This window comes from Propylenella binzhouense (genome assembly GCF_009866965.1).
In the GTDB taxonomy this organism is placed as follows: Bacteria; Pseudomonadota; Alphaproteobacteria; order Rhizobiales; family Afifellaceae; genus Propylenella; species Propylenella binzhouense.
The window spans coordinates 40,529-60,581 of record NZ_SPKJ01000013.1 but is presented as its reverse complement, the minus strand read 5'-3'; the positions used below and the strand labels follow the sequence as shown (position 1 = coordinate 60,581).

The 20,053-nt window shown below is 69.0% G+C and carries 19 protein-coding genes; 12 read left to right on the top strand and 7 right to left on the bottom strand.

The features are described from left to right. Positions 1–9: 9 nt before the first annotated feature. Entirely contained in the window at positions 10–879 is an 870-nt protein-coding gene (locus E4O86_RS06505) for an ATP-binding protein (protein WP_246206251.1), read from the bottom strand. A gap of 170 nt (positions 880–1,049) precedes the next feature. On the opposite strand from E4O86_RS06505, the gene yajC reads away from it, so the two are divergent. The 6 genes from yajC to E4O86_RS06480 are packed head-to-tail and all read left to right on the top strand — an operon-like array spanning position 1,050 to position 6,901. Then, positions 1,050–1,391: a preprotein translocase subunit YajC gene (gene yajC, locus E4O86_RS06500; RefSeq protein WP_161139709.1), complete on the top strand. Its 342-nt coding sequence runs from the start codon at positions 1,050–1,052 to the stop codon at positions 1,389–1,391. Positions 1,392–1,406: 15 nt separating this feature from the next. Then, positions 1,407–3,011 (top strand): protein translocase subunit SecD, encoded by a 1,605-nt coding sequence (gene secD, locus E4O86_RS23500; protein WP_246206250.1) that lies wholly within the window; start codon positions 1,407–1,409, stop codon positions 3,009–3,011. Between the two features lie 7 nt (positions 3,012–3,018). Beyond that, positions 3,019–3,951, top strand: a complete 933-nt coding sequence (secF, locus tag E4O86_RS23495) for a protein translocase subunit SecF (RefSeq protein ID WP_246206249.1) — start codon at positions 3,019–3,021, stop codon at positions 3,949–3,951. Between the two features lie 3 nt (positions 3,952–3,954). After that, complete coding sequence (locus tag E4O86_RS06490) at positions 3,955–4,356, top strand: Mth938-like domain-containing protein (protein WP_161139708.1); 402 nt, start codon at positions 3,955–3,957, stop codon at positions 4,354–4,356. Between the two features lie 59 nt (positions 4,357–4,415). After that, positions 4,416–5,135, top strand: coding sequence for a squalene/phytoene synthase family protein (locus E4O86_RS23155; protein WP_343039110.1), 720 nt, complete (start codon positions 4,416–4,418; stop codon positions 5,133–5,135). Continuing rightward, positions 5,132–6,901, top strand: a complete 1,770-nt coding sequence (locus E4O86_RS06480; RefSeq protein WP_161139707.1) for a DUF4153 domain-containing protein — start codon at positions 5,132–5,134, stop codon at positions 6,899–6,901. The genes E4O86_RS23155 and E4O86_RS06480 overlap by 4 nt, the downstream gene beginning before the upstream one ends. Here E4O86_RS06480 and trmFO read toward each other — a convergent pair. The 3 genes from trmFO to E4O86_RS06465 form a co-directional block, all read right to left on the bottom strand. After that, complete coding sequence (trmFO, locus tag E4O86_RS06475) at positions 6,898–8,310, bottom strand: methylenetetrahydrofolate--tRNA-(uracil(54)-C(5))-methyltransferase (FADH(2)-oxidizing) TrmFO (RefSeq protein WP_161139706.1); 1,413 nt, start codon at positions 8,308–8,310, stop codon at positions 6,898–6,900. The genes E4O86_RS06480 and trmFO overlap by 4 nt on opposite strands. A gap of 69 nt (positions 8,311–8,379) precedes the next feature. Further along, positions 8,380–8,943, bottom strand: a complete 564-nt coding sequence (locus tag E4O86_RS06470; protein ID WP_161139705.1) for a type 1 glutamine amidotransferase domain-containing protein — start codon at positions 8,941–8,943, stop codon at positions 8,380–8,382. A 200-nt stretch (positions 8,944–9,143) separates the two neighbouring features. Then, positions 9,144–9,323: a DUF1127 domain-containing protein gene (locus tag E4O86_RS06465; RefSeq protein ID WP_343039109.1), complete on the bottom strand. Its 180-nt coding sequence runs from the start codon at positions 9,321–9,323 to the stop codon at positions 9,144–9,146. A 169-nt stretch (positions 9,324–9,492) separates the two neighbouring features. On the opposite strand from E4O86_RS06465, the gene E4O86_RS06460 reads away from it, so the two are divergent. Further along, positions 9,493–10,449, top strand: coding sequence for a DMT family transporter (locus E4O86_RS06460; protein ID WP_161139704.1), 957 nt, complete (start codon positions 9,493–9,495; stop codon positions 10,447–10,449). 6 nt (positions 10,450–10,455) lie between these two features. Here E4O86_RS06460 and uvrA read toward each other — a convergent pair whose 3' ends face one another. Continuing rightward, positions 10,456–13,347, bottom strand: coding sequence for an excinuclease ABC subunit UvrA (uvrA, locus tag E4O86_RS06455; protein ID WP_161139703.1), 2,892 nt, complete (start codon positions 13,345–13,347; stop codon positions 10,456–10,458). 110 nt (positions 13,348–13,457) lie between these two features. Then, on the bottom strand, positions 13,458–13,880 hold the full coding sequence (locus tag E4O86_RS06450) for a VOC family protein (protein WP_161139702.1): 423 nt from the start codon (positions 13,878–13,880) through the stop codon (positions 13,458–13,460). Positions 13,881–14,055: 175 nt separating this feature from the next. Here E4O86_RS06450 and E4O86_RS06445 point away from each other — a divergent pair, with 175 nt between their 5' ends. Next, positions 14,056–14,544, top strand: a complete 489-nt coding sequence (locus tag E4O86_RS06445) for a single-stranded DNA-binding protein (RefSeq protein ID WP_161139701.1) — start codon at positions 14,056–14,058, stop codon at positions 14,542–14,544. Between the two features lie 192 nt (positions 14,545–14,736). On the opposite strand, the gene E4O86_RS06440 is transcribed toward E4O86_RS06445, so the two are convergent. Beyond that, entirely contained in the window at positions 14,737–15,363 is a 627-nt protein-coding gene (locus tag E4O86_RS06440; protein ID WP_161139700.1) for a MarC family protein, read from the bottom strand. A 230-nt stretch (positions 15,364–15,593) separates the two neighbouring features. Here E4O86_RS06440 and gyrA point away from each other — a divergent pair, with 230 nt between their 5' ends. The 4 genes from gyrA (at position 15,594) to E4O86_RS06420 (ending at position 20,045) form a co-directional block, all read left to right on the top strand. After that, entirely contained in the window at positions 15,594–18,389 is a 2,796-nt protein-coding gene (gene gyrA, locus E4O86_RS06435; RefSeq protein ID WP_161139699.1) for a DNA gyrase subunit A, read from the top strand. After that, entirely contained in the window at positions 18,386–18,928 is a 543-nt protein-coding gene (coaD, locus tag E4O86_RS06430) for a pantetheine-phosphate adenylyltransferase (protein ID WP_161139698.1), read from the top strand. The genes gyrA and coaD overlap by 4 nt, the downstream gene beginning before the upstream one ends. A gap of 71 nt (positions 18,929–18,999) precedes the next feature. Beyond that, positions 19,000–19,557 (top strand): peptidylprolyl isomerase, encoded by a 558-nt coding sequence (locus tag E4O86_RS06425; protein ID WP_161139697.1) that lies wholly within the window; start codon positions 19,000–19,002, stop codon positions 19,555–19,557. 14 nt (positions 19,558–19,571) lie between these two features. After that, positions 19,572–20,045: a peptidylprolyl isomerase gene (locus tag E4O86_RS06420; RefSeq protein WP_161139696.1), complete on the top strand. Its 474-nt coding sequence runs from the start codon at positions 19,572–19,574 to the stop codon at positions 20,043–20,045. Positions 20,046–20,053: the final 8 nt, after the last annotated feature.

Here is a 20,053-nt window from a genome sequence, read left to right as displayed (position 1 = left end):
GCCAGGCGTTCAGCCGAGCCGGATGCCCTTCCGGCCGGCCAGTTCCTGGATGAACTGCCAGGCGACCCGGCCCGAGCGGCTGCCGCGGGTCGTCGCCCATTCGAGCGCCTGCGGCTGCCATTCCTCCTCCTCGGCCGGAATGCCGAAATGCGCGACGTAGCCGCGCACCATCGCGAGATATTGCTCCTGGCTGCAATTGTGGAAGCCGAGCCACAGGCCGAACCGGTCCGAGAGCGAGACCTTTTCCTGGACGGCCTCGGAGGGGTTGATCGCCGTCGAGCGCTCGTTTTCGATCATGTCCCGCGGCAGCAGGTGGCGGCGGTTGGACGTCGCGTAGAAGATCACGTTTCCGGGCCGGCCCTCGAGCCCGCCTTCGAGCGCCGCCTTCAGCGACTTGTAGGACGTGTCGTCGGCATCGAACGAGAGATCGTCGCAGAAGAGGATGAAGCGCTCCTGCCTGCCGCGCAGGATCGCCATCAGGTCGGGGAGCGATTCGATGTCCTCGCGATGGATCTCGACGAGCTTCAGGGCCGGAGCGTCCGGCGGAAGCTCGGCAGCCACCGTGGCATGCGCCGCCTTCACCAGCGAGCTCTTGCCCATGCCGCGCGCGCCCCAGAGGAGCGCATTGTTGGCCGGCAGCGCATGCGCGAAGCGCCGCGTGTTCTCCAGCAGCGTATCGCGCGAGCGGTCGATGCCCTGAAGGAGGGGGAGGGCGACCCGGTTCACCTCCGGCACGGGTTCCAGGCGCGGCGGAACGGGATGCCAGACGAAGGCGTCGGCGGAAAGCTCGGGGTCGCGGGGCGGAGGCGGCGCCAGCCGCTCCAGCGCGTCGGCTATGCGGCCGAGCAGCGGCGCCAGGTCTGCAGTGCTCGTTTGCAAGATTCTCTCCCATCGAAGCAGGCGGCCGGATAGCATGCGGGCAGCATGGGGCAAATGGCGGCGGCCGGACCGTTCGGCGCGCCGGCCGTTGCATTGGCTTGCCCGGCGGCTATAGTCCGCGCCGATTTCGCGGCCCCCCGGCCGCGCCTTGAGAAGGATCAGTCTCCATCATGTGGGCAACCCCGGCCTTCGCGCAGGGATTCGGCGGATCTGGCGGAGGCGATCTGCTCGTCTCGCTTCTGCCGTTCATCCTGATTTTCGTCATCATGTACTTCCTGATCCTGCGCCCGCAGCGGCAGCAGGTCCGCCGGCGCGAGGAGATGCTGAAGGCCATCAGGCGGGGCGACACCATCGTGACGGGCGGCGGGCTCGTCGGAAAGGTGACGAAGGTCGTCGACGACAGCGAACTCGAGGTGCAGATCGCGGAAGGCGTGAAGGTGCGTGCGCTCCGCAGCCTCGTCTACGAAGTCCGGGCGAAGGCGGAGCCGGTCACCACGCCCGCCAATTCCTGAGGCCGGCACGCTTCCATGCTTTATTTCCAACGCTGGAAAATCGCGCTGATTCTAGCCGTCGTCCTGGCCGGGGCGATCGCGGCCCTGCCGAACCTCTTTCCGGCGAGCAGCGTCGCCAACTGGCCGTCATGGCTCCCGAACCGGCAGATCGTCCTCGGCCTCGATCTGAGAGGCGGAGCGCACCTCCTCCTCGAGGTCGAGCGCGACAGCCTGATCAAGGACCGGCTCGAAACGCTGACGAGCGATGTCCGCCAGACGCTCCGCGACGCGCGGATCGGCTATCGGAGCCTCGCCGCGCGCGACCGAACCGTCTCCTTCACCCTTCGCGACGCGGCCGACGGCGACCGGGCGGTGACGGCGCTGAACCCGCTGGCTGCGCCGATTCCGGGCGGGCTATTCGGGGGCGCCACGGTCTCGGAAGTGTCGATCGCGCGCGAGGGCGAGCAGATCCGCCTAAGCCTCACCGATGACGGTATCGAGGCGCGGGTCCGCTCCGCCGTCGAGCAGAGCCTGAGCGTCCTCGGGCGCCGGCTCAACGCGCTCGGCACGACGGAACCGACGATCCAGCGCGAGGGCGAGGATCGCATCCTGGTCCAGGTGCCGGGGCTCGAGGATACTAGCCGGCTCAAGGAGGTGCTGGGCCAGACGGCCCGGATGACCTTCCACCTGGAATGTCCGGAAGGGAACATCACCGACGCGCTGCAGACGCGCCCGCCGCCGGGCTGCGAGATCGCGCAGCCGCTCAATGCGGGGGACGGTCCCGTCCTCATCGAGAGCAGGGCCCGCCTTTCCGGCGACGACCTCGTCGATGCGCAGCCGGGCTTCGACCAGCAGACGCACCAGCCGATCGTCACGTTCCGCTTCAACACGCGGGGCGCGACCGTCTTCGGCGATCTGACGCAGCAGAATGTCGGACGCCGCTTCGCGGTCGTGCTCGACGAGAAGGTCATAACCGCACCCGTCATCCGCTCGCCGATCCTCGGCGGCACCGGCCAGATCGAGGGGAACTTCACGGTCGAGAGCGCACAGAACCTTTCGGTGCTCCTGCGCGCCGGCGCGCTTCCCGCCGATCTCACGATCGTGGAGGAGCGGACCGTCGGCCCGAGCCTCGGCCGCGATTCGATCGCGGCCGGAGAGATCGCCGCCGTGATCGGATCCGCCGGCGTCGTCGTCTTCATGGTGGTGGCCTACGGCCTTCTCGGGGTCTTCGCGGTCATTGCGCTCGTGGCGAACGTGATCCTGCTCTTCGGATCCCTGACCGCGCTCGGCGCGACGCTCACGCTGCCGGGGATCGCCGGCATCGTGCTCACGATGGGCATGGCGGTCGATTCGAACGTCCTGATCTACGAGCGCATCAGGGAGGAGGCCCGGCTCGGGCGCTCGACCATCAGCGCCATCGAGGCGGGCTTCAGCCGCGCCTTCGCCACCATCCTCGATTCCAACATCACCACGCTGATCGCCGCCCTCGCGCTGTTCGCCCTCGGATCAGGACCGATCCGGGGCTTCGCCGTGACCCTTGCGATCGGCATCCTGACAACGATGTTTACGGCCTATCTCCTGACGCGCCTGATCGTCGCCATCTGGGTACGATCGCGCCGTCCGAAGGCCGTTCCGCTCTGAGGTCGCAATGCCGATCCGCTTCATTCCCGACGAGACGCGCATCCCGTTCATGCGGCTTGCGCGGATCGGCTTCCCGCTCTCGCTGGCGGCGATGGCCGTTTCGCTCGTCCTCTTCTTCGCCGTCGGGCTCAATCTCGGCATCGACTTCAAGGGCGGCACGCTGATCGAGGTGCAGACCAAGACGGCCGAGGCCGATCTCGGCGGCATTCGCCAGACGCTGGAGAGCCTCGGTCTCGGCGATGTCGAGGTCCAGGGCTTCGGCACGCCGAACGACGTGCTGATCCGCATCGCCACGCAGCCGGGCGGCGACGCGGCCCAGCAGGCGGCGGTCACGAAGGTGCAGCAGACGCTCGGCGCCGAGGACTACACCTATCGGCGCGTCGAGGTGGTCGGGCCCAGGGTGGCGGGCGACCTCGCCTGGACCGGCACGATCTCGGTCCTCACGACGATGGTCGGCGTGCTCCTCTACATCTGGTTCCGGTTCGAGTGGCAGTTCGCCATCGGCGCGATCGCGACGCTCGTCCACGACGTCGTGCTGACGATCGGCTTCTTCGCAATCGTCCAGCTCGATTTCAACCTCTCGAGCATTGCGGCGATCCTGACGATCGTCGGCTATTCGCTGAACGACACCGTCGTCGTGTTCGACCGGATCCGGGAGATCCTCCGCCGCTACAAGCAGATGTCGATCACGGAGGTGATCGACGTCGCCACCAACCAGACGCTCTCGCGCACCGTCCTCACCTCGCTCACGACGCTGATCGCGCTCTTCGCGCTGTTCTTTTTCGGCGGCGAGGTGATCCGTTCCTTCACGGCGGCGATGATCTGGGGCGTCTTCATCGGCACCTATTCCTCGATCTTCATCGGCGGGCCGATCCTCATCTATTTCAATCTCCGGCCGGCGGCCGCCCAGACGCCGGATTCCGCACCCGCCAAGGCATGACCCATGTCCGGCGGCGGCTTCCTCATCGAGCCTGCCCGCTATCCCGGACGCGCGCCGATCGATTCCTACGGCAATGGCGGGTTCCGCTTCGCCGACATGTCCCATCGCGGGTCGCTGCTCGCGCTGCCGAGCGGGATCGAATCCTGGGCGGTCGCCTCGGTCGAGGAGATCACGCCGCAATCGCTCGCCCGCATCCTCGACGAGGCCGGCGGGATCGAGGTCCTGCTGGTCGGAACGGGGGAGACGCGGCGCCCGCTTCCCGGCCCGGCCACTTCGGCGCTCCGCGCGGCCGGCCTCTGGCCGGAGCTCATGAGCACGGGCGCGGCAGTCCGGACCTACAACGTCCTCCTCTCCGAGGAGCGGGCGGTCGCCGCCGCCTTCATCGCCGTCGAGGCGAACCGCTGAACGGAGCCGCAGAGCGCTCGGTACCCGGTCCGGGCCCGGATTCCGGGTCGGCCGGGCTGGTGCGGGCGGCCGACCGGCCGCGCTATTTCGCGACGCTCTTCGCGCCGGCCGGGTCGCGGCCGGCGCTCTTCGCGCTCTACGCCTTCGCGGCGGAGCTCGGCCGGCTGGCGGCGCGGGTGCGCGAGCCGCTTCTCGGCGAGATCCGGCTGCAATGGTGGCAGGACCAGCTTTCGGCGATCGGGCAGGGGGCGGCGGCGCCAACGCCGCTTCTCCGGGAACTTGCGCACGCGATCGGGGAGCATCGGCTCGATCCGGCCGCGCTTCAGGGGATCGTGGCCGCCCGCCGCCTTGAGCTCTATCACGAGCCCGGAGCGGAGGAGGCGATCCGCGACGAACCCGAGGCGCTCCTGTTCCGCGCCGCCGCCGGCCTGCTCGGGGCCTCGGGCGGGCCGCTCGCGGAGGCGAGCAGCGCGGCCGGGGGTGCCTACGACAAGGCGCGGCAGCTTGCCCGCCGAGCCGGGTCCGGAACGGGAGGCGAGAGCGATCCGTCGATCATCGCCCGCGCGGCGCTGGACGATCTCGAGGCCGCCAACCGCGCGCTCGCAGGCGTGGCGCCGGACGCGCTTCCGGCCTTCCTGCCGCTCGCCGCCGTCCGGCCGATCGCCGCCCGCGCAGGCTCAGGCCCGCCCGGCGACTTCGCAATCCTCGCCCGCATGACGGCGGCGGCGGCGACCCGGAGGGTCGGCGGCCGCCGCAGGATCGGGAGCGCCCTCCGGTGAGCCTTCGCCTCGGCGCATTCCGGCGCCTATGGGCGGCACCCGGCGATCTCGCCGCAGGACTGGCGCGGTTCCCCGTCACGGTGGTCGCGATCGCCGCCCTGACAGCCGTCGGAAACTGGCAGGTCGCGGATCCGAATGCCCTTTCCCCCAAGCTCCTGGAGCGCCTCGCGCTCGCAATGGGCTCGGCGGCACTCGCCGGCCTCGTGGCCGTCCTCCTCGCCGAATCGCGGAGGATGGCGGCCGGCAGGCGGGTCCTCGCCTCGGTCCTTGCGGGCCTTGCCGCGGCGGCCGCGACCTGGTGGGCGGAGCAATTGATGATCGCGCCGCTCGCGGTGGCGGGCGCACTCTTCCTCCTCGTCCCGCTCGCGGCCTATAGCGGAGCCCGCAGCGCCGGATTCTGGGCATTCGTCTGGCGTCTCATCAACGTCTCGGCGCTCGCCCTCGTCACCGTCGCGGTGTTCCTGGCCGGCGTCTCGGCCATTCTCGCTTCCGTCGAATATCTCTTCGAGGTCGATCTCCCGGGCGACACCTACGGGCACATCTGGGTGACGGGCCTCGGCTTCGTCGGGCCGCTCTTCGCCCTTTCCCAGATCCCGCGGACGATGCCGGATACGGACTCGGTGGATCCCGGCGACCTCATCGTCGCCGGCATCGCGGTGCTCTCCGATTTCGTAGCCGTGCCGCTTCTCGTCGCCTATGCGCTGCTCCTTCACGTCTATGGCCTCAAGATCCTTCTCACGGGCGAACTGCCGAAGAACCAGATCGGCTGGATGGTGCTCAGCTTCGGCTCCGCGGTACTGCTGCTGAGGCTCGCGGCCGATCCTTTCGAGGCCTTTGCGCGCGCGAGCACGCGGCTCTTCCTCCGCTGCTGGCCGGTGATCCTGCCCGGTCCCCTGCTGCTTCTCGCCTATGCCGTATCGGTCCGGATCGGCTCGGCGGGCATGACCCCGCGGCGTTATGCGCTGGCGCTCTTCGCGCTCTTTCTCGTCATTGTCCTCGCCGCGCAGGCATTCCGGCGCTTGCGCCGCGACATCCGGGTCATCCCGGCCGCGGCCGCGCTCCTTCTCCTTCTCGGCTCGTTCGGCCCCTGGGGCATGATCGCGACGACGGTCGGCAGCCAGACCGAACGGCTTGCGGCCGTGCTCGCCCGTTCCGCCGCGTCCGGCGAGGGCGGGGTCGCGACCGGAGCGCCGCTCGACCGCGCCGCGGCCGCGGAGGTCCGCTCCATCCTTTCCCTTCTCGACGAAGTGGGCCGGCTCGACGCCGTCGCATCCCTCGCGCCCGACATCGTCCCGGCGCTGGGGCTGCCGGAGCGGCGCGACCGCCTCGAACGCGTCGCCGCTGCCCTCGGCGCGGCGCCGGTGCAGGTGACGAGCCCCGCGGGGCTGAGCTACTCGGCCGACCAGTCCGCGCGCGGCCCCGTCTCCGTCGCGGGCTACGACATCGTGGTCCCGTGGCTCGAATGGGGCATGTCGGCGCCCGCGGTCGCAATTGCCGTGGCGGGGCGGGAGCTTCAGGTCAGGACGGAGGAGGGCGGTCTCGTGTTCGAGCAGGACGGCGCGAGCCTTCGGATCGCGGAAGCGGACATCGTCGCCGCCCTTGCGAACCGGGCTGTGCCGGGTCCGCTCTTCTTGGAGCATGATCTCGGCGGGCGCCGGATCGGCATGCTGTTCGAGACTGTGGCAAGCCCCGGGCCGGGCGGGAACGGTCTCGCCGGGCGCTTCCTGCTGTTCCTCCGCGCCGGCGACTGGACCGGCCCGCTCTAGGCCGCGTCGCGGCCGGTCTGCGCATCCAGCCAGGCCGCGAAATCGGCGCGCGCGCGAGCGGCGAGCGCCTGCTTGCGGGCGGCCGTCTTCTCCTTGCCCTTGGGGCGCCGCCCGGCCGCATTCCCCGTCGGCTCCGCGATCGGTGCGAACAGGCCGAAATTCACGTTCATGGGCTGGAACGTTCCCGGTTCGTCGCCGGGAAGCCGGCCGGCGCCGGTCACATGGCCGAGGAGGGCGCCGTGCGCCGTGGTCGCCGGCGGCGGCTGCGGGACGGCGCCGCCGCGCTCCGCGATGGTGAAGCGCGCGGCCAGCAGCCCGATCGCGGCCGATTCCACGTAGCCTTCGCAGCCGGTGATCTGGCCGGCGAAGCGGACATGCGGGCGTGCCCTCAGCCGGAGCGTGGGATCGAGGAGCTTCGGCGAATCGAGGAAGGTGTTCCTGTGCAGGCCGCCCAGCCGCGCGAATTCGGCGCGCTCGAGGCCCGGGATCATCCGGAAGATGCGCACCTGCTCGCCATGCTTCATCTTGGTCTGGAAGCCGACCATGTTGAAGAGCGTGCCCTGGGCGTTGTCCTGCCGAAGCTGCACGACGGCATAGGGCTTCACGTCCGGACGATGTCGGTCCGTGAGGCCAACCGGCTTCATCGGCCCGTGCCTCAGGGTTTCTGGGCCGCGTGCGGCCATCTCCTCGATCGGCAGGCAGCCTTCGAAATAGGGCGTGTCCTTCTCCCAGTCCCGGAAGGCGACGATTTCGGCCCGCGCCAGCGCATCCACGAAGCGGTGGTAGGTGTCGCGGTCGAGCGGGCAGTTGACGTAGTCCGCGCCGGTCCCGCTCGGACCCGGCTTGTCATAGCGCGACTGGAACCAGGCCACGTCCATGTCGATCGAATCGCGGTGCACGATCGGCGCGATCGCATCGAAGAAGGCGAGGCTTTCCGCACCCGTTTCGGCTCGGATCGATTCCGCCAGGGCCGGCGCGGTGAGTGGGCCGGTCGCGACGATCGTCGGACCCCAATCCGCCGGGGGGAGCGCCTCCACCACGCCCGGCTCGAAGGCGACCAGCGGATGGCTACGGAGCGCCGCGGTCACCGCCTCGGAGAACGCCACGCGATCGACCGCGAGCGCGCCGCCGGCGGGCACCTGGTGCGCGTCGGCACTTGCCATCACGAGCGAGCCGGCACGGCGCATCTCGGCATGGAGGACGCCGACCGCGTTGTTCTCGGCATCGTCGGATCGGAACGAATTCGAGCAGACGAGCTCTGCCCACGCACCGGTCCGGTGCGCCGGCGTCATCGCCGTGGGGCGCATTTCGTGGATGATCACCGGCACGCCGGCCTGGGCCAGCTGCCAGGCGGCCTCCGAGCCGGCGAGGCCGGCACCCACGACGTGAACAGGAAGAGCGTTCGACATCCAGCCCTTATGGCCGAGCCGGCGCGGGCCCCGCAAGCGCTGGAGCCCGCGCGCCGGTCCGGTCCGGGATCAGGCCGCCTGGCGCTGGCGGTGCCGCCCCTCGTTCACCTCCTCGGCGATCTTGTCGCAGAAGGCGTCGAGATCGCCCGGATTGCGGCTCGTCACGATGCCCTGGTCGACCACGACCGGTTCGTCGTGGACCTTGGCGCCGGCATTGGCGAGATCGGTCCGGATCGACTTGTAGCCGGTCATGTTCCGGCCCCGGGCAATGCCGGTCTCGATCAGGAGCCAGGGCGCGTGGCAGACAGCGGCGATCACCTTCTTCTGCGCATCGAAGGCGCGGATGAAGTCGAGCGCGGCCGGGTCGGTGCGCAGCAGGTCCGGGTTGATCTGACCGCCGGGCAGCACCAGCGCGTCATAAGCCTCCGCACTCGCCTCGGAGAGCTTCCGGTCCACCGCCACGGGGCCGCCCCAGTCCTTCTTGTCCCAGCCCCTGATCTCGCCCGCCTCCGGCGCGACCACGTCGACCTGGGCGCCGGCGTCGCGCAGCTTTTTCAGCGGTACTTCGAGCTCGGACTGCTCGAAACCATGGGTGGCGAGAATGGCAATCCGCTTGCCGTCGAGCGACTGCATCTGAACCTCCTGCGATTCGGGATTTGCAGCACGTCAACGGCAGGCATCCGGCGCCGTTCCGCCGGCCGGTGCGACATGTCGCGGCGGTGGACCGCGACGGCGACCGCCGGGCCCGCATGAGTTGCCGGGCGCGGACGCCCGAATCGAGAGGGGCAGGCCACGGCCTGCCCCCTCAGCGCAAATCCGTATCGTCGGCCGTTTCAGGCCTGCACGGCCCTGCGCGCCACGCTCTCAATCTGGCCACGCGTAAGACCGAGGTCGCTCAGCTGGTGGTTCGAAAGCGCAGCAAGTTCGCGCACCGTCTGGCGGTAGCGATGCCAGCGGTGCAGCTTGGTAAGGATGGTCGACATTGCGCGCGACATGACGCGCCTCCACTTCATCTATGACTTTGGATGGCGTCGATATAGGCATTTGCTGCCAGACTGGGCAGCCGGCGAACGGCAGAGCTGGTCTGCCCGGCGCGCATTGCTCCCGTCACACGCCTGCATGAATCGGGCGGCCCCATCCGCGTCGGTGCGCTACTGACACCGTCGCGGAAGGGGTTCTGGCATGGCGAGGGCGGCGAACAGCGTGATGGGCGCGACCGAATGGACGATGCTCGTCACGCTGTCGATTCTCTGGGGTGGGTCCTTCTTCTTCAACGGCATCGCCGTGCACGCCCTGCCGCCGCTCACCATCGTCGCCTGCCGGGTCGCGCTTGCCGCCCTCGCGCTCCAGGCCGTGCTCGCGCTTCTCGGCGCCAGGCGGCCGGCCGGTCCCCGGGTCTGGGCGGCGTTCGCGGCGATGGGCGTCCTCAACAACGTCCTGCCCTTCGCGCTGATCGTCTGGGGACAGACGCAGATCGCGAGCGGCCTCGCTTCGATCCTCAATGCCACGACGCCGCTCTTCACCGTGGTCGTGGCCCATTTCGCCACGCCCGACGAGAAGCTGACGACGGCGCGCATCGCGGGGCTTGCCGCCGGCTTCGCCGGCGTTGCGGTGATGATCGGACCGGACGCGCTTGTCGGGCTCGGGCACGATCTTCCGGCACAGCTCGCCTGCCTTGCCGCCGCGCTCAGCTACGCCTGTGCCGGCGTCTTCGGGAGACGCTTCGGCGCGCTCGGGCTGACGCCGATCGGCACTGCGGCGGGCCAGATCACCGCATCCGCCGCCATCCTCGTCCCGCTCGCGCTCGTGGCCGACCGGCCGTGGCAGCTTCCGGCGCCCGGGACCGCCGTCTGGCTGGCGCTTGCAGGGCTCGCGCTGGTCTCGACCGCCTTCGCCTACATCCTCTATTTCCGCCTGCTCGCGACGGCCGGGGCGACCAACCTGCTGCTCGTCACCTTTCTGGTGCCGGTCAGCGCGGTCGCGCTCGGCGCGGCGATCCTCGGCGAACGGCTCGAACCCCGTCAGTTTGCGGGCATGGCGCTGATCGGCGTCGGGCTCGCGGCGATCGACGGACGGCCGTTCCGGCGCGCGCGGGCGATCCGGGCCCGCGGCGCAGGAGCGGCGCCGGCGCGGAAATAGCCCGCTTCACTCGGCCGCTTCGGCCCGCCCCTCGCCCTGGCCGGGACGGCGGTCCAGGAGCTCGCGCAGGAACCGGCCCGTATAGGAGCGCGGCTCGGCCATGACGTCCTCCGGCCGGCCGCAGGCGACGATCTCGCCGCCGCCGTCGCCGCCTTCCGGCCCCAGATCGATGATCCAGTCCGCGGTCTTGATGACCTCCAGATTGTGCTCGATCACCGCGACCGTGTTGCCCTGGTCGACGAGTTCGTGGAGCACCTCCAGGAGCTTGGCGACATCGTGAAAATGCAGCCCGGTCGTCGGCTCGTCGAGGATATAGAGGGTGCGGCCGGTCGCCCGCTTCGAGAGCTCCTTCGCGAGCTTCACGCGCTGCGCCTCCCCGCCCGACAGCGTCGTCGCCTGCTGGCCGATATGGATGTAGCCGAGCCCGACGCGGGCGAGCGTCCTCAGCTTGTCCCGGATCGCCGGGACGGCGTCGAAGAACGCGCAGCCTTCGTCGACCGTCATGTCGAGCACGTCGGCGATCGACTTGCCCTTGAACGCGACCTCGAGCGTCTCCCGGTTGTAGCGCTTGCCCTTGCAGACGTCGCAGGTCACGTAGACGTCCGGCAGGAAGTGCATCTCGATCTTGATGACGCCGTCGCCCTGGCACGCCTCGCAGCGTCCGCCCTTGACGTTGAACGAGAAGCGGCCGGCCTGATAGCCGCGCGCCTTCGCCTCGGGGAGCCCCGCGAACCAGTCGCGGATCGGCGTGAACGCGCCGGTATAGGTCGCCGGGTTGGAGCGCGGCGTGCGGCCGATCGGCGACTGGTCGATGTCGATGACCTTGTCGAGGAACTCGAGCCCGGTGAGCGCCCCGTGGGGCGCGGCATGCTCGCGGGCGCCGTTCAGCCGGCGCGCGACGGCCTTGTAGATCGTGTCGATGAGGAGCGTCGACTTGCCGCCGCCCGAGACGCCGGTGACGCAGGTGAAGGTGCCGAGCGGGATCTCGGCAGTGACGTCCTTCAGATTGTTGCCGCAGGCGCCCTCGACGCGGAGGCGGCGGGCGTCCGACACCTCGCGCCGCGCTTCGGGCTGCGGGATTGCGAGCGTGCCCGACAGGTACCGGCCGGTCAGCGAGCGCGGATTCGCGATGATCTCGGCGGGCGTGCCCTGCGCGATGATCTCGCCGCCATGCACGCCCGCGCCGGGTCCGACGTCGACCACATGGTCGGCCGCGAGGATCGCGTCCTCGTCGTGCTCCACGACGATCACCGTGTTCCCGAGGTCCCTGAGATGCTTCAGGGTTTCCAGGAGGCGGGCATTGTCGCGCTGATGCAGCCCGATCGACGGCTCGTCGAGCACGTAGAGGACCCCGGTCAGCCCCGAACCGATCTGCGAGGCAAGGCGGATGCGCTGGCTCTCGCCGCCCGAGAGCGTTCCGGACGAGCGGGCGAGCGTCAGATAGTCGAGGCCGACATCGTCCAGGAAGGCGAGGCGCTCCCGGATCTCCTTGAGGATTCGGGTCGCGATCTCGCGCTGCTTGTCGGTTAGACGTTCCGGCAGCGCGCCGAACCAGGCGCGCGCGCCGCGGATCGACATCTCGGCGACCTTGCCGATATGGAGCCCGCCGACCTTGACGGCGAGCGCCTCCGGCTTCAGCCGGTAGCCCCCGCAGGCAGGGCAGGGGGCGGCGGACATGAAGCGGTCGATCTCCTCGCGCACCCAGGCCGAATCCGTCTCCTTCCAGCGCCGCTCCAGATTGGGAATGACACCTTCGAAGGTCTTGCTCGTCTGGTAGGACCGCAGCCCGTCGTCATAGACGAAGGCGATCTTCTCCCGGGTTCCGTAGAGGATCGCCTTCTGCGCCGCCTCGCCGAGCTCCGACCAGCGGTCGCTCACCTTGAAGCCGAAATGGCGGCCGAGAGCCTCAAGCGTCTGGAGATAGTAGGGCGAGGACGATTTCGCCCAGGGATGGATCGCGCCGGCGCGGAGCGTAAGGTCCGGATCAGGCACCACGAGGTCCGGATCGACGCCCTGCTGGGTGCCGAGCCCGCCGCAGGTCGGGCAGGCGCCGAACGGATTGTTGAAGGAGAACAGCCGGGGCTCGATCTCCGCGATGGTGAAGCCGGAGACGGGGCAGGCGAACTTTTCCGAGAAGACCAGCCGCCGCGGCGCGCCCGCCTCGTCGGTCTCGTCGGCGAACTCGGCGATCGCGATGCCGTCGGCGAGGCCGAGCGCGGTCTCCAGCGAATCCGCGAGCCTCGTCCCGAGGTCGGGCCGGACCACCACGCGGTCGACCACGATGTCGATGTCGTGCTTCAGCTTCTTGTCGAGCGCGGGCGCCTCTGCGAGTTCGTGGAACGTGCCGTCGATCCGCGCCCGCTGAAAGCCCTTCTTCATGAAGTCGGCGAGGTCCTTGCGGTATTCGCCCTTGCGTCCCCGGACGACCGGCGCAAGCAGATAGAGCCGCGTGCCCTCGGGCAGCGCGAGGATCCGGTCCACCATCTCGCTGACGGTCTGGCTCTCGATCGGGAGCCCGGTCGCCGGCGAATAGGGTACGCCCACGCGCGCGAACAGGAGCCGCATGTAGTCGTAGATCTCGGTGACCGTGCCGACCGTGGAGCGCGGGTTCCGCGACGTCGTCTTCTGCTCGATCGAGATCGCCGGCGACAGCCCGTCGATCTGGTCGACGTCCGGCTTCTGCATCATTTCGAGAAACTGGCGCGCATAGGCGGACAGCGATTCGACGTAGCGGCGCTGACCTTCCGCGTAGATCGTGTCGAAGGCGAGCGACGACTTCCCCGATCCGGAGAGTCCGGTCATCACGATCAGGCTGTCGCGCGGCAGGTCGAGATCGACGTTCTTGAGATTGTGCTCGCGCGCGCCGCGAATGGAGATCGTCTTCAGCGGATCGGTCATGTCTCTACCGGATGATCGAAGGTGCGGCGCAGCATCCCGTCCGCCGATCCTATCTAGTGCCGCCGGAGCGCCCACAAAAGGCCGGAGCGGCGGGCCAAGCGCCGCGGGGCTCACCGTCCGAGCGTGGTCCGCCCATCGGCGGAGATCGACCAGTCGGGATTGAAGGCCACCTCCCAGACATGGCCGTCGGGATCCGCAAAATAGCCCGAATAGCCGCCCCAGGGCGTCGGTGCGGCCCGCCTCAGGAGCGTGCCGCCCGCCTGTTCGGCCTCCGCGAGCACCGTGTCCACCTCGTTGCGATCGCGCGTATTGTAGGCGAGCGCGATCCCGCCGAAAGGCGAGCCCGCATCCTCCAGACGCGCATCCTCGGCAAGAGCGCTCCGCGCCCAGAGCGCGAGCACGAGGCCGTTCAGCTGGTAAAAGGCCACCTCGGCATGATCGTTGGCCTTGCGCCAGCCGAGCGCCGCATAGAAGCGCTCGGCGCGCGGTACATCGCCAACGCCCAGAGTGACGAGGCTCAGCCGCTGCTCCATTCCGTCCTCCCGCTATTGCCGGGTTCCCGCCTGGCCCGGAATCCAGTTGACCTGCGACGGATGCGAACATACAGTGAACACATATCCCCTGCAAGCGTCCATTTGCAGACGGGAGCCGGTTGGGGGAAAAGCGGGGCGGGCTCGCTGCGGGCCTGACGACCAGCAGGAGAGGACCATGGCCGGAAGCGTGAACAAGGTGATCCTGATCGGAAATCTCGGCGCCGATCCCGAGATCCGCCGGACGCAGGACGGCCGTCCGATCGCCAATCTCCGGCTTGCCACGTCGGAGAGCTGGCGCGACCGGGCGACCGGCGAGCAGCGCGAGCGGACGGAATGGCACCGCGTCGTCATCTTCAACGAGGGCCTCTGCCGGATCGCGGAGCAATATCTCCGGAAAGGCTCCAAGATCTATGTCGAGGGGCAGCTCCAGACGCGGAAGTGGCAGGACCAGTCCGGCCAGGAGCGCTACACGACGGAGGTCGTGCTGCAGGGTTTCAACAGCCAGCTGACGATGCTCGACGGCCGTGCCGGCGCCGGCGAGGTCGAGGACCGGTCGGGTCGCGGGGTGGATTTCGGCAGTTCGGGGCCGGTCGAGCGCGGCGGGTCGGCGGGCGGAAGCCGCGGCTCGTTCCGCGACGAGCTCGACGACGAGATCCCGTTCTGAGGCGCGGGATCGGAGATTTCCGGCGGTCTGAGGAGGGGAAGTCGCAGGGATGGCCGCGGCAATGCGGTCCAACCGTCGCCTCGGGCCGGCGCGCGGGTGAAGGAAGCCAGGCAGGCAGCCGGCGCCTAAGGGCCTGGGCCGAGGCCCGTCCCGCCGGTGATGCAGGCGCGTTCGGCCGGGCCGCGCCTCCGGTCAGCCGCTCCGTCCGGCCAGGGCCAGGATCCCGTCGGCCACGAACTGGACGGCGAGCGCCGCCAGGATGATGCCGAGGAGCCGGGTGAGCACGATCCGCCCGGTTGCTCCGAGAAAGCCTTCCACGCGTTCGGCGAGCAGGAAGACGGCGAAGACGACGAGGAGGTTGAGCGCGATGATGCCGACGAGAGCGGTCCGCTCGATCAGGCCGGGAAACGTGCCGCCGAGAAGGATGGTCGCCGAAATCGCGCCCGGGCCTGCAATGAGCGGGATGGCGAGCGGGAAGACGGCGAGATTGCGCATCTCCTCCAGCGTGGTGGCCCGCTCGGCGCTCCGCTCGTGACGCTGCTGGCGCTTCTCGAAGATCATTTCGAAGGCGATGTAGAACAGGAGCAGCCCGCCCGCCGTCCTGAACGCATGGATGGTGATGCCGAAGAACCTGAGGATCTCGGTCCCGGCGACGGCGAAGAGCAGGAGGATGCAGAAGGCGATCGTGGCCGCCCGGAGCCCGACATGCTTGCGCTCCTCGCGCGCCATTCCGGCGGTGAGCGCGAGGAACAGCGGAGCGAGCCCGGGGGCATCGATGGTGACGAAGATGGTGACGAAGGCCGAGATGTAGCTCTGCACGGGGTCCTCTCGGGCGAGAGCGCGGAGAATGACAGAGGCGGAGGCGGCGCGACAGCCGGGACCGGCATCTTGGCCCGGAAGGCGCCCGATCCTGCTCCGGCGCAGCTATTTTTTCGGAAGGCACTTGTAAGTAGTTGACGGAGAACACAAATCCTAGGGTGTGAAGATTGGCGCACAAGCCCCGAATGGGCTAGAACCGTGCCGGTCTCGAAACCATCGACGATTCCAAATTGACAGACGAATCCACGACCCCGCCGGGTGGCCGCGACGGTGACATCCGGCCGATCTCCGTCACGGAGGAGATGAAGCGCTCCTATGTCGATTACGCCATGAGCGTGATCGTCAGCCGCGCGCTCCCCGACGCGCGCGACGGCCTGAAGCCGGTCCATCGTCGCATCCTCTATTCGATGCACGAGAGCGGCTACGACTGGAACAAGTCGTACAAGAAGTCGTCGCGTGTCGTCGGCGACGTGATGGGTAAGTACCACCCCCACGGCGATTCCGCGATCTACGATTCGCTCGTGCGCATGGCGCAGGAATTCTCCATGCGCCTGCCGCTCATCGACGGGCAGGGGAACTTCGGGTCGCTCGACGGCGATCCCGCCGCGGCGATGCGGTACACCGAGGTCAGGCTCGAGAAGGCGGCGCATTCGCTGCTCGAGGACCTCGACAAGAACACGGTCGATTTCCGCGCGAACTACGATGATTCCACGCACGAGCCGACCGTTCTTCCGGCGCGCTTCCCCAATCTCCTCGTCAACGGCGCGGGCGGCATCGCCGTCGGCATGGCGACCAACATTCCGCCGCACAACCTCGCAGAGGTGATCGACGCGGCGATCGCGCTCATCGACAATCCGAAGCTCACGATGGCGGAGCTTCAGCAGATCGTCCCGGGCCCGGACTTTCCGACCGGCGGCATCATTCTCGGCCGCGCGGGAATCCGGTCCGCCTACGAGACCGGGCGCGGCTCGATCGTGATGCGCGGCCGGGTCTCCTTCGAGACGAACCGGCGCGACCGCGAGGCAATCGTCGTCACCGAAATTCCCTACCAGGTGAACAAGGCGACGATGATCGAGAAGATCGCGGAGCTCGTTCGCGAGAAGCGCATCGAGGGCATCTCGGACATCCGCGACGAATCCGACCGCGAGGGCGTGCGCGTCGTCATCGAGCTGAAGCGCGATGCGGTCGGCGACGTCGTGCTGAACCAGCTCTACCGCTTCACGCCGCTCCAGACGAGCTTCGGCGCGAACTTCGTCGCGCTCAACGGCAACCGGCCCGAGCAGCTCGGCCTGCGCGACATCCTGCAGATCTTCGTCGCCTTCCGCGAGGAGGTGGTGAGCCGGCGCACGAAGTTCCTGCTCGCCAAGGCGCGGGATCGCGCCCACGTGCTGGTCGGGCTCGCCATCGCCGTCGCGAATATCGACGAGGTGATCCACCTCATCCGCACCTCGCCCGATCCGCAGACCGCGCGCGAGCGCCTGATGGGGCGCGACTGGCCGGCGAGGGACATCGCCCCGCTCGTCCAGCTCATCGCCGATCCGCGCCACGTCATCTCGACCGACAACACCTACCGGCTGTCGGAGGAACAGGCGCGCGCGATCCTCGACCTCAGGCTTCAGCGCCTGACCGCGCTCGGGCGCGACGAGATCGCGGACGAGCTCGAAAAGCTCGCCGCCGAGATCCGCAACTATCTCGAGATCCTAGGCTCGCGCTCCCGCATCATGGCGATTATCTCCGACGAGCTGCGCGCCGTCCGCGACGAGTTCGCCACGCCGCGACGGACGGAGATCGTGGAAGGCGGCGCAGACCTCGAGGACGAGGACCTCATCCAGCGCGAGGATATGGTCGTCACGGTGAGCCATGCCGGCTACATCAAGCGCGTCGCGCTTTCCGAGTACCGGGCGCAGCGGCGCGGCGGCAAGGGCCGCTCGGGCATGTCGACCCGGGACGAGGATTTCGTGACCAAGCTCCTGGTGGCCAACACGCATACCGCGCTCCTGTTCTTCTCCTCGCGCGGCATGGTCTACCGGATGAAGGTCTGGCGGCTGCCGCTCGCGGCGCCGCAGGCGCGCGGCAAGGCGCTCGTCAACCTGCTCCCGCTCGAGGAGGGGGAGCGCATCACTTCGGTGCTGCAGCTTCCGGACGACGAGGCGCTCTGGACTGAACGGTACGTCATGTTCGCGACTTCGGTCGGCTCGATCCGGCGCAACAACCTGTCGGACTGCGTACCCCGGACGAGCCTCGGCAAGCGCGTGATGGAGTTCGAGAATCCGGGCCAGTCCATCGTGGGCGTCGAGCTCTGCTCGGAGAACGACGACGTGCTGCTGACGAGCGCTTTCGGCCAGTGCATCCGCTTCCGCGCAGGCGATATCCGCGTCTTCGGCGGCAACGGAGCGACCGGCACCTCGCTCGGCAACCGCGGCATCGCGCTCGCGGCGGGCGACCGGGTGATCTCGCTCAGCATCCTGCATCATTTCGACGCCACGCCGGCGGAGCGGATCGCCTATCTGAAGCAATCCTCCGCGATCCGGCGCGCCGCTACCGGCGAGGAGGCGGAGGAATCGGCTGCGGATGCCGCCGAGACGATCGAGGAAACCGAGGGCGAGACCGGCGAGGCCTATATCTCCCAGGAGCGCTACGCCGAGATGGGCGCGGCGGAGCAGTTCGTCCTCACGGTGAACGAGCGCGGCTACGGCAAGCGTTCATCCTCGTTCGAGTTCCGCATCTCGGGCCGCGGCGGCAAGGGCATCCGCGCGACCGACATCGCGAAGCTCGACGAGATCGGCTCGCTGGTCGCTGCCTTCCCCGTCGAATCGGGCGACCAGATCATGCTGGTCTCGAACGGAGGCACGCTCATCCGTGTCCCGGTGGAAGGGATCCGGTTTGCCAGCCGGACGTCGAAGGGCGTGCGCATCTTCAACACGGCGACCGAGGAGAAGGTCGTCTCCGTGGAGCGCATTTCGGAGCCTGCCGGGGACGAGGGCGGCCTGGAGGAGGGCGACGCAAGTCTCCCGACAGGCAAATGAGCGCGGCCGGGCAGGACGGCACAGGCCCGCGGCTGCGCATCGCGGTCTATCCCGGATCCTTCGATCCGATCACGAACGGCCATCTCGACATGCTGGAGGCGGCCTTTGGCGTCTGCGACCGGCTCGTCGTCGCGGTCGGCGTCCATCCGTCGAAGACGCCGCTCCTTTCGACGCGGGAGCGGCTTGACCTGATCGAACGGGTGGCGGCGCCCCTTGCCGCGCAGGCGGGCGTCGCGCTCGAGGTGCGGACCTTCGAGGGCCTCGTCATCGCGTTTGCACGGGAGATCGGAGCGACGCTTCTGATCCGGGGGCTCCGCGACGGCACGGACCTCGACTACGAGATGCAGATGGCCGGGATGAACCGGACGCTGGCGCCTGAGATCCAGACCGTGTTTCTTCCCGCGAGCCCCGAGGCGCGCCATGTCACCGCCACGCTGGTGCGCCAGGTGGCCTCGATGGGCGGAGACATCCGGCCCTTCGTGCCCCCGGCCGTCGCCGACCTTCTCGCCGCGCGCGGAGCCCTCGCCCGGCCGGAGTGAACCCGAAGGATCGCGGGCGCGTCGATCACGTTGCGGATCGGGCAGCGTCCGCCGGCAACAAGGAGATCGCCATGATCCGCTTCCCATTGATCGCAGCCCTGATGGCGCTCGTCCTCGGCTCGGCCGCCCCGGCGCTCGCGCAGACGAAGGCCGATCCGGAGAACACGCTCATAATGACGCTCAAGGACGGCGACGTGACCATCCGGCTCCGCCCCGACCTCGCACCCCGCCATGCCGAGCGCCTGAAGACGCTGGCGCGCCGGGGCTTCTATGACGGGGTCGTGTTCCACCGTGTCATTGACGGCTTCATGGCGCAGACCGGCGATCCGACCGGCACCGGAACCGGCGGCTCCGAGCTGCCCGACCTGAAGGCCGAGTTCTCGGACGCGCCGTTCGTCCGCGGCGTCGTGGGCATGGCCCGCGCGCGGGATCCGGACAGCGCGAACTCCCAGTTCTTCATCATGTTCGACGCTGCGCCGTCGCTCGACGGCCAGTACACGGTCGTGGGGGAGGTGGTCGACGGCATGGCCGCCGTCGACGCGATCAAGAAGGGTGATCGCAGCGCCAACGGCATGGTCAGCAACCCAGACAAGATCATTCGCCTGCGCGTCGCCGCGGACGGCAAATAGGAAGGATGCTTGAAATGAGCGAAATCAGGGACCCCGAGAACACGCTCCTGATGGAGACCAGCAAGGGACCGGTCGTGATCGCGCTTCGGCCCGATCTCGCGCCGGGCCATGTCGAGCGGATCAAGGAACTGACCCGCGAGGGCTTCTATGACGGTCTCAAGTTCCACCGCGTCATCGAGGGCTTCATGGCCCAGACCGGCTGCCCGCGCGGCACCGGCACCGGCGGTTCCGGCCGGAAGCTGAAGGCGGAGTTCACAACCGAGAAGCACAAGCGCGGCACGGTCTCCATGGCGCGCGCCATGGATCCGGACTCCGGCGACAGCCAGTTCTTCGTCTGCTTCGCGGACGCGCCCTGGCTGGACCGCCAGTACACCGTCTGGGGCGAGGTCGTGGAAGGCATGGAGAACATCGACGCGATCGAGCGCGGTGAGCCTCCGCGGAGCCCGGACCGCATCGTCTCGATGCGCGTCGCTGCCGACGCGGCCTGAGCCGTCCC

Coding starts and splice junctions, on each gene's coding strand:
- yajC (WP_161139709.1), top strand. CDS start 1,050: ATGTGGGCAACCCCGGCCTTCGCGCAGGGATTCGGCGGATCTGGCGGA.
- secD (WP_246206250.1), top strand. CDS start 1,407: ATGCTTTATTTCCAACGCTGGAAAATCGCGCTGATTCTAGCCGTCGTC.
- secF (WP_246206249.1), top strand. CDS start 3,019: ATGCCGATCCGCTTCATTCCCGACGAGACGCGCATCCCGTTCATGCGG.
- E4O86_RS06490 (WP_161139708.1), top strand. CDS start 3,955: ATGTCCGGCGGCGGCTTCCTCATCGAGCCTGCCCGCTATCCCGGACGC.
- trmFO (WP_161139706.1), bottom strand. CDS start 8,310: ATGTCGAACGCTCTTCCTGTTCACGTCGTGGGTGCCGGCCTCGCCGGC.
- E4O86_RS06470 (WP_161139705.1), bottom strand. CDS start 8,943: ATGCAGTCGCTCGACGGCAAGCGGATTGCCATTCTCGCCACCCATGGT.
- E4O86_RS06465 (WP_343039109.1), bottom strand. CDS start 9,323: ATGAAGTGGAGGCGCGTCATGTCGCGCGCAATGTCGACCATCCTTACC.
- E4O86_RS06460 (WP_161139704.1), top strand. CDS start 9,493: ATGGCGAGGGCGGCGAACAGCGTGATGGGCGCGACCGAATGGACGATG.
- uvrA (WP_161139703.1), bottom strand. CDS start 13,347: ATGACCGATCCGCTGAAGACGATCTCCATTCGCGGCGCGCGCGAGCAC.
- E4O86_RS06450 (WP_161139702.1), bottom strand. CDS start 13,880: ATGGAGCAGCGGCTGAGCCTCGTCACTCTGGGCGTTGGCGATGTACCG.
- E4O86_RS06445 (WP_161139701.1), top strand. CDS start 14,056: ATGGCCGGAAGCGTGAACAAGGTGATCCTGATCGGAAATCTCGGCGCC.
- coaD (WP_161139698.1), top strand. CDS start 18,386: ATGAGCGCGGCCGGGCAGGACGGCACAGGCCCGCGGCTGCGCATCGCG.
- E4O86_RS06425 (WP_161139697.1), top strand. CDS start 19,000: ATGATCCGCTTCCCATTGATCGCAGCCCTGATGGCGCTCGTCCTCGGC.
- E4O86_RS06420 (WP_161139696.1), top strand. CDS start 19,572: ATGAGCGAAATCAGGGACCCCGAGAACACGCTCCTGATGGAGACCAGC.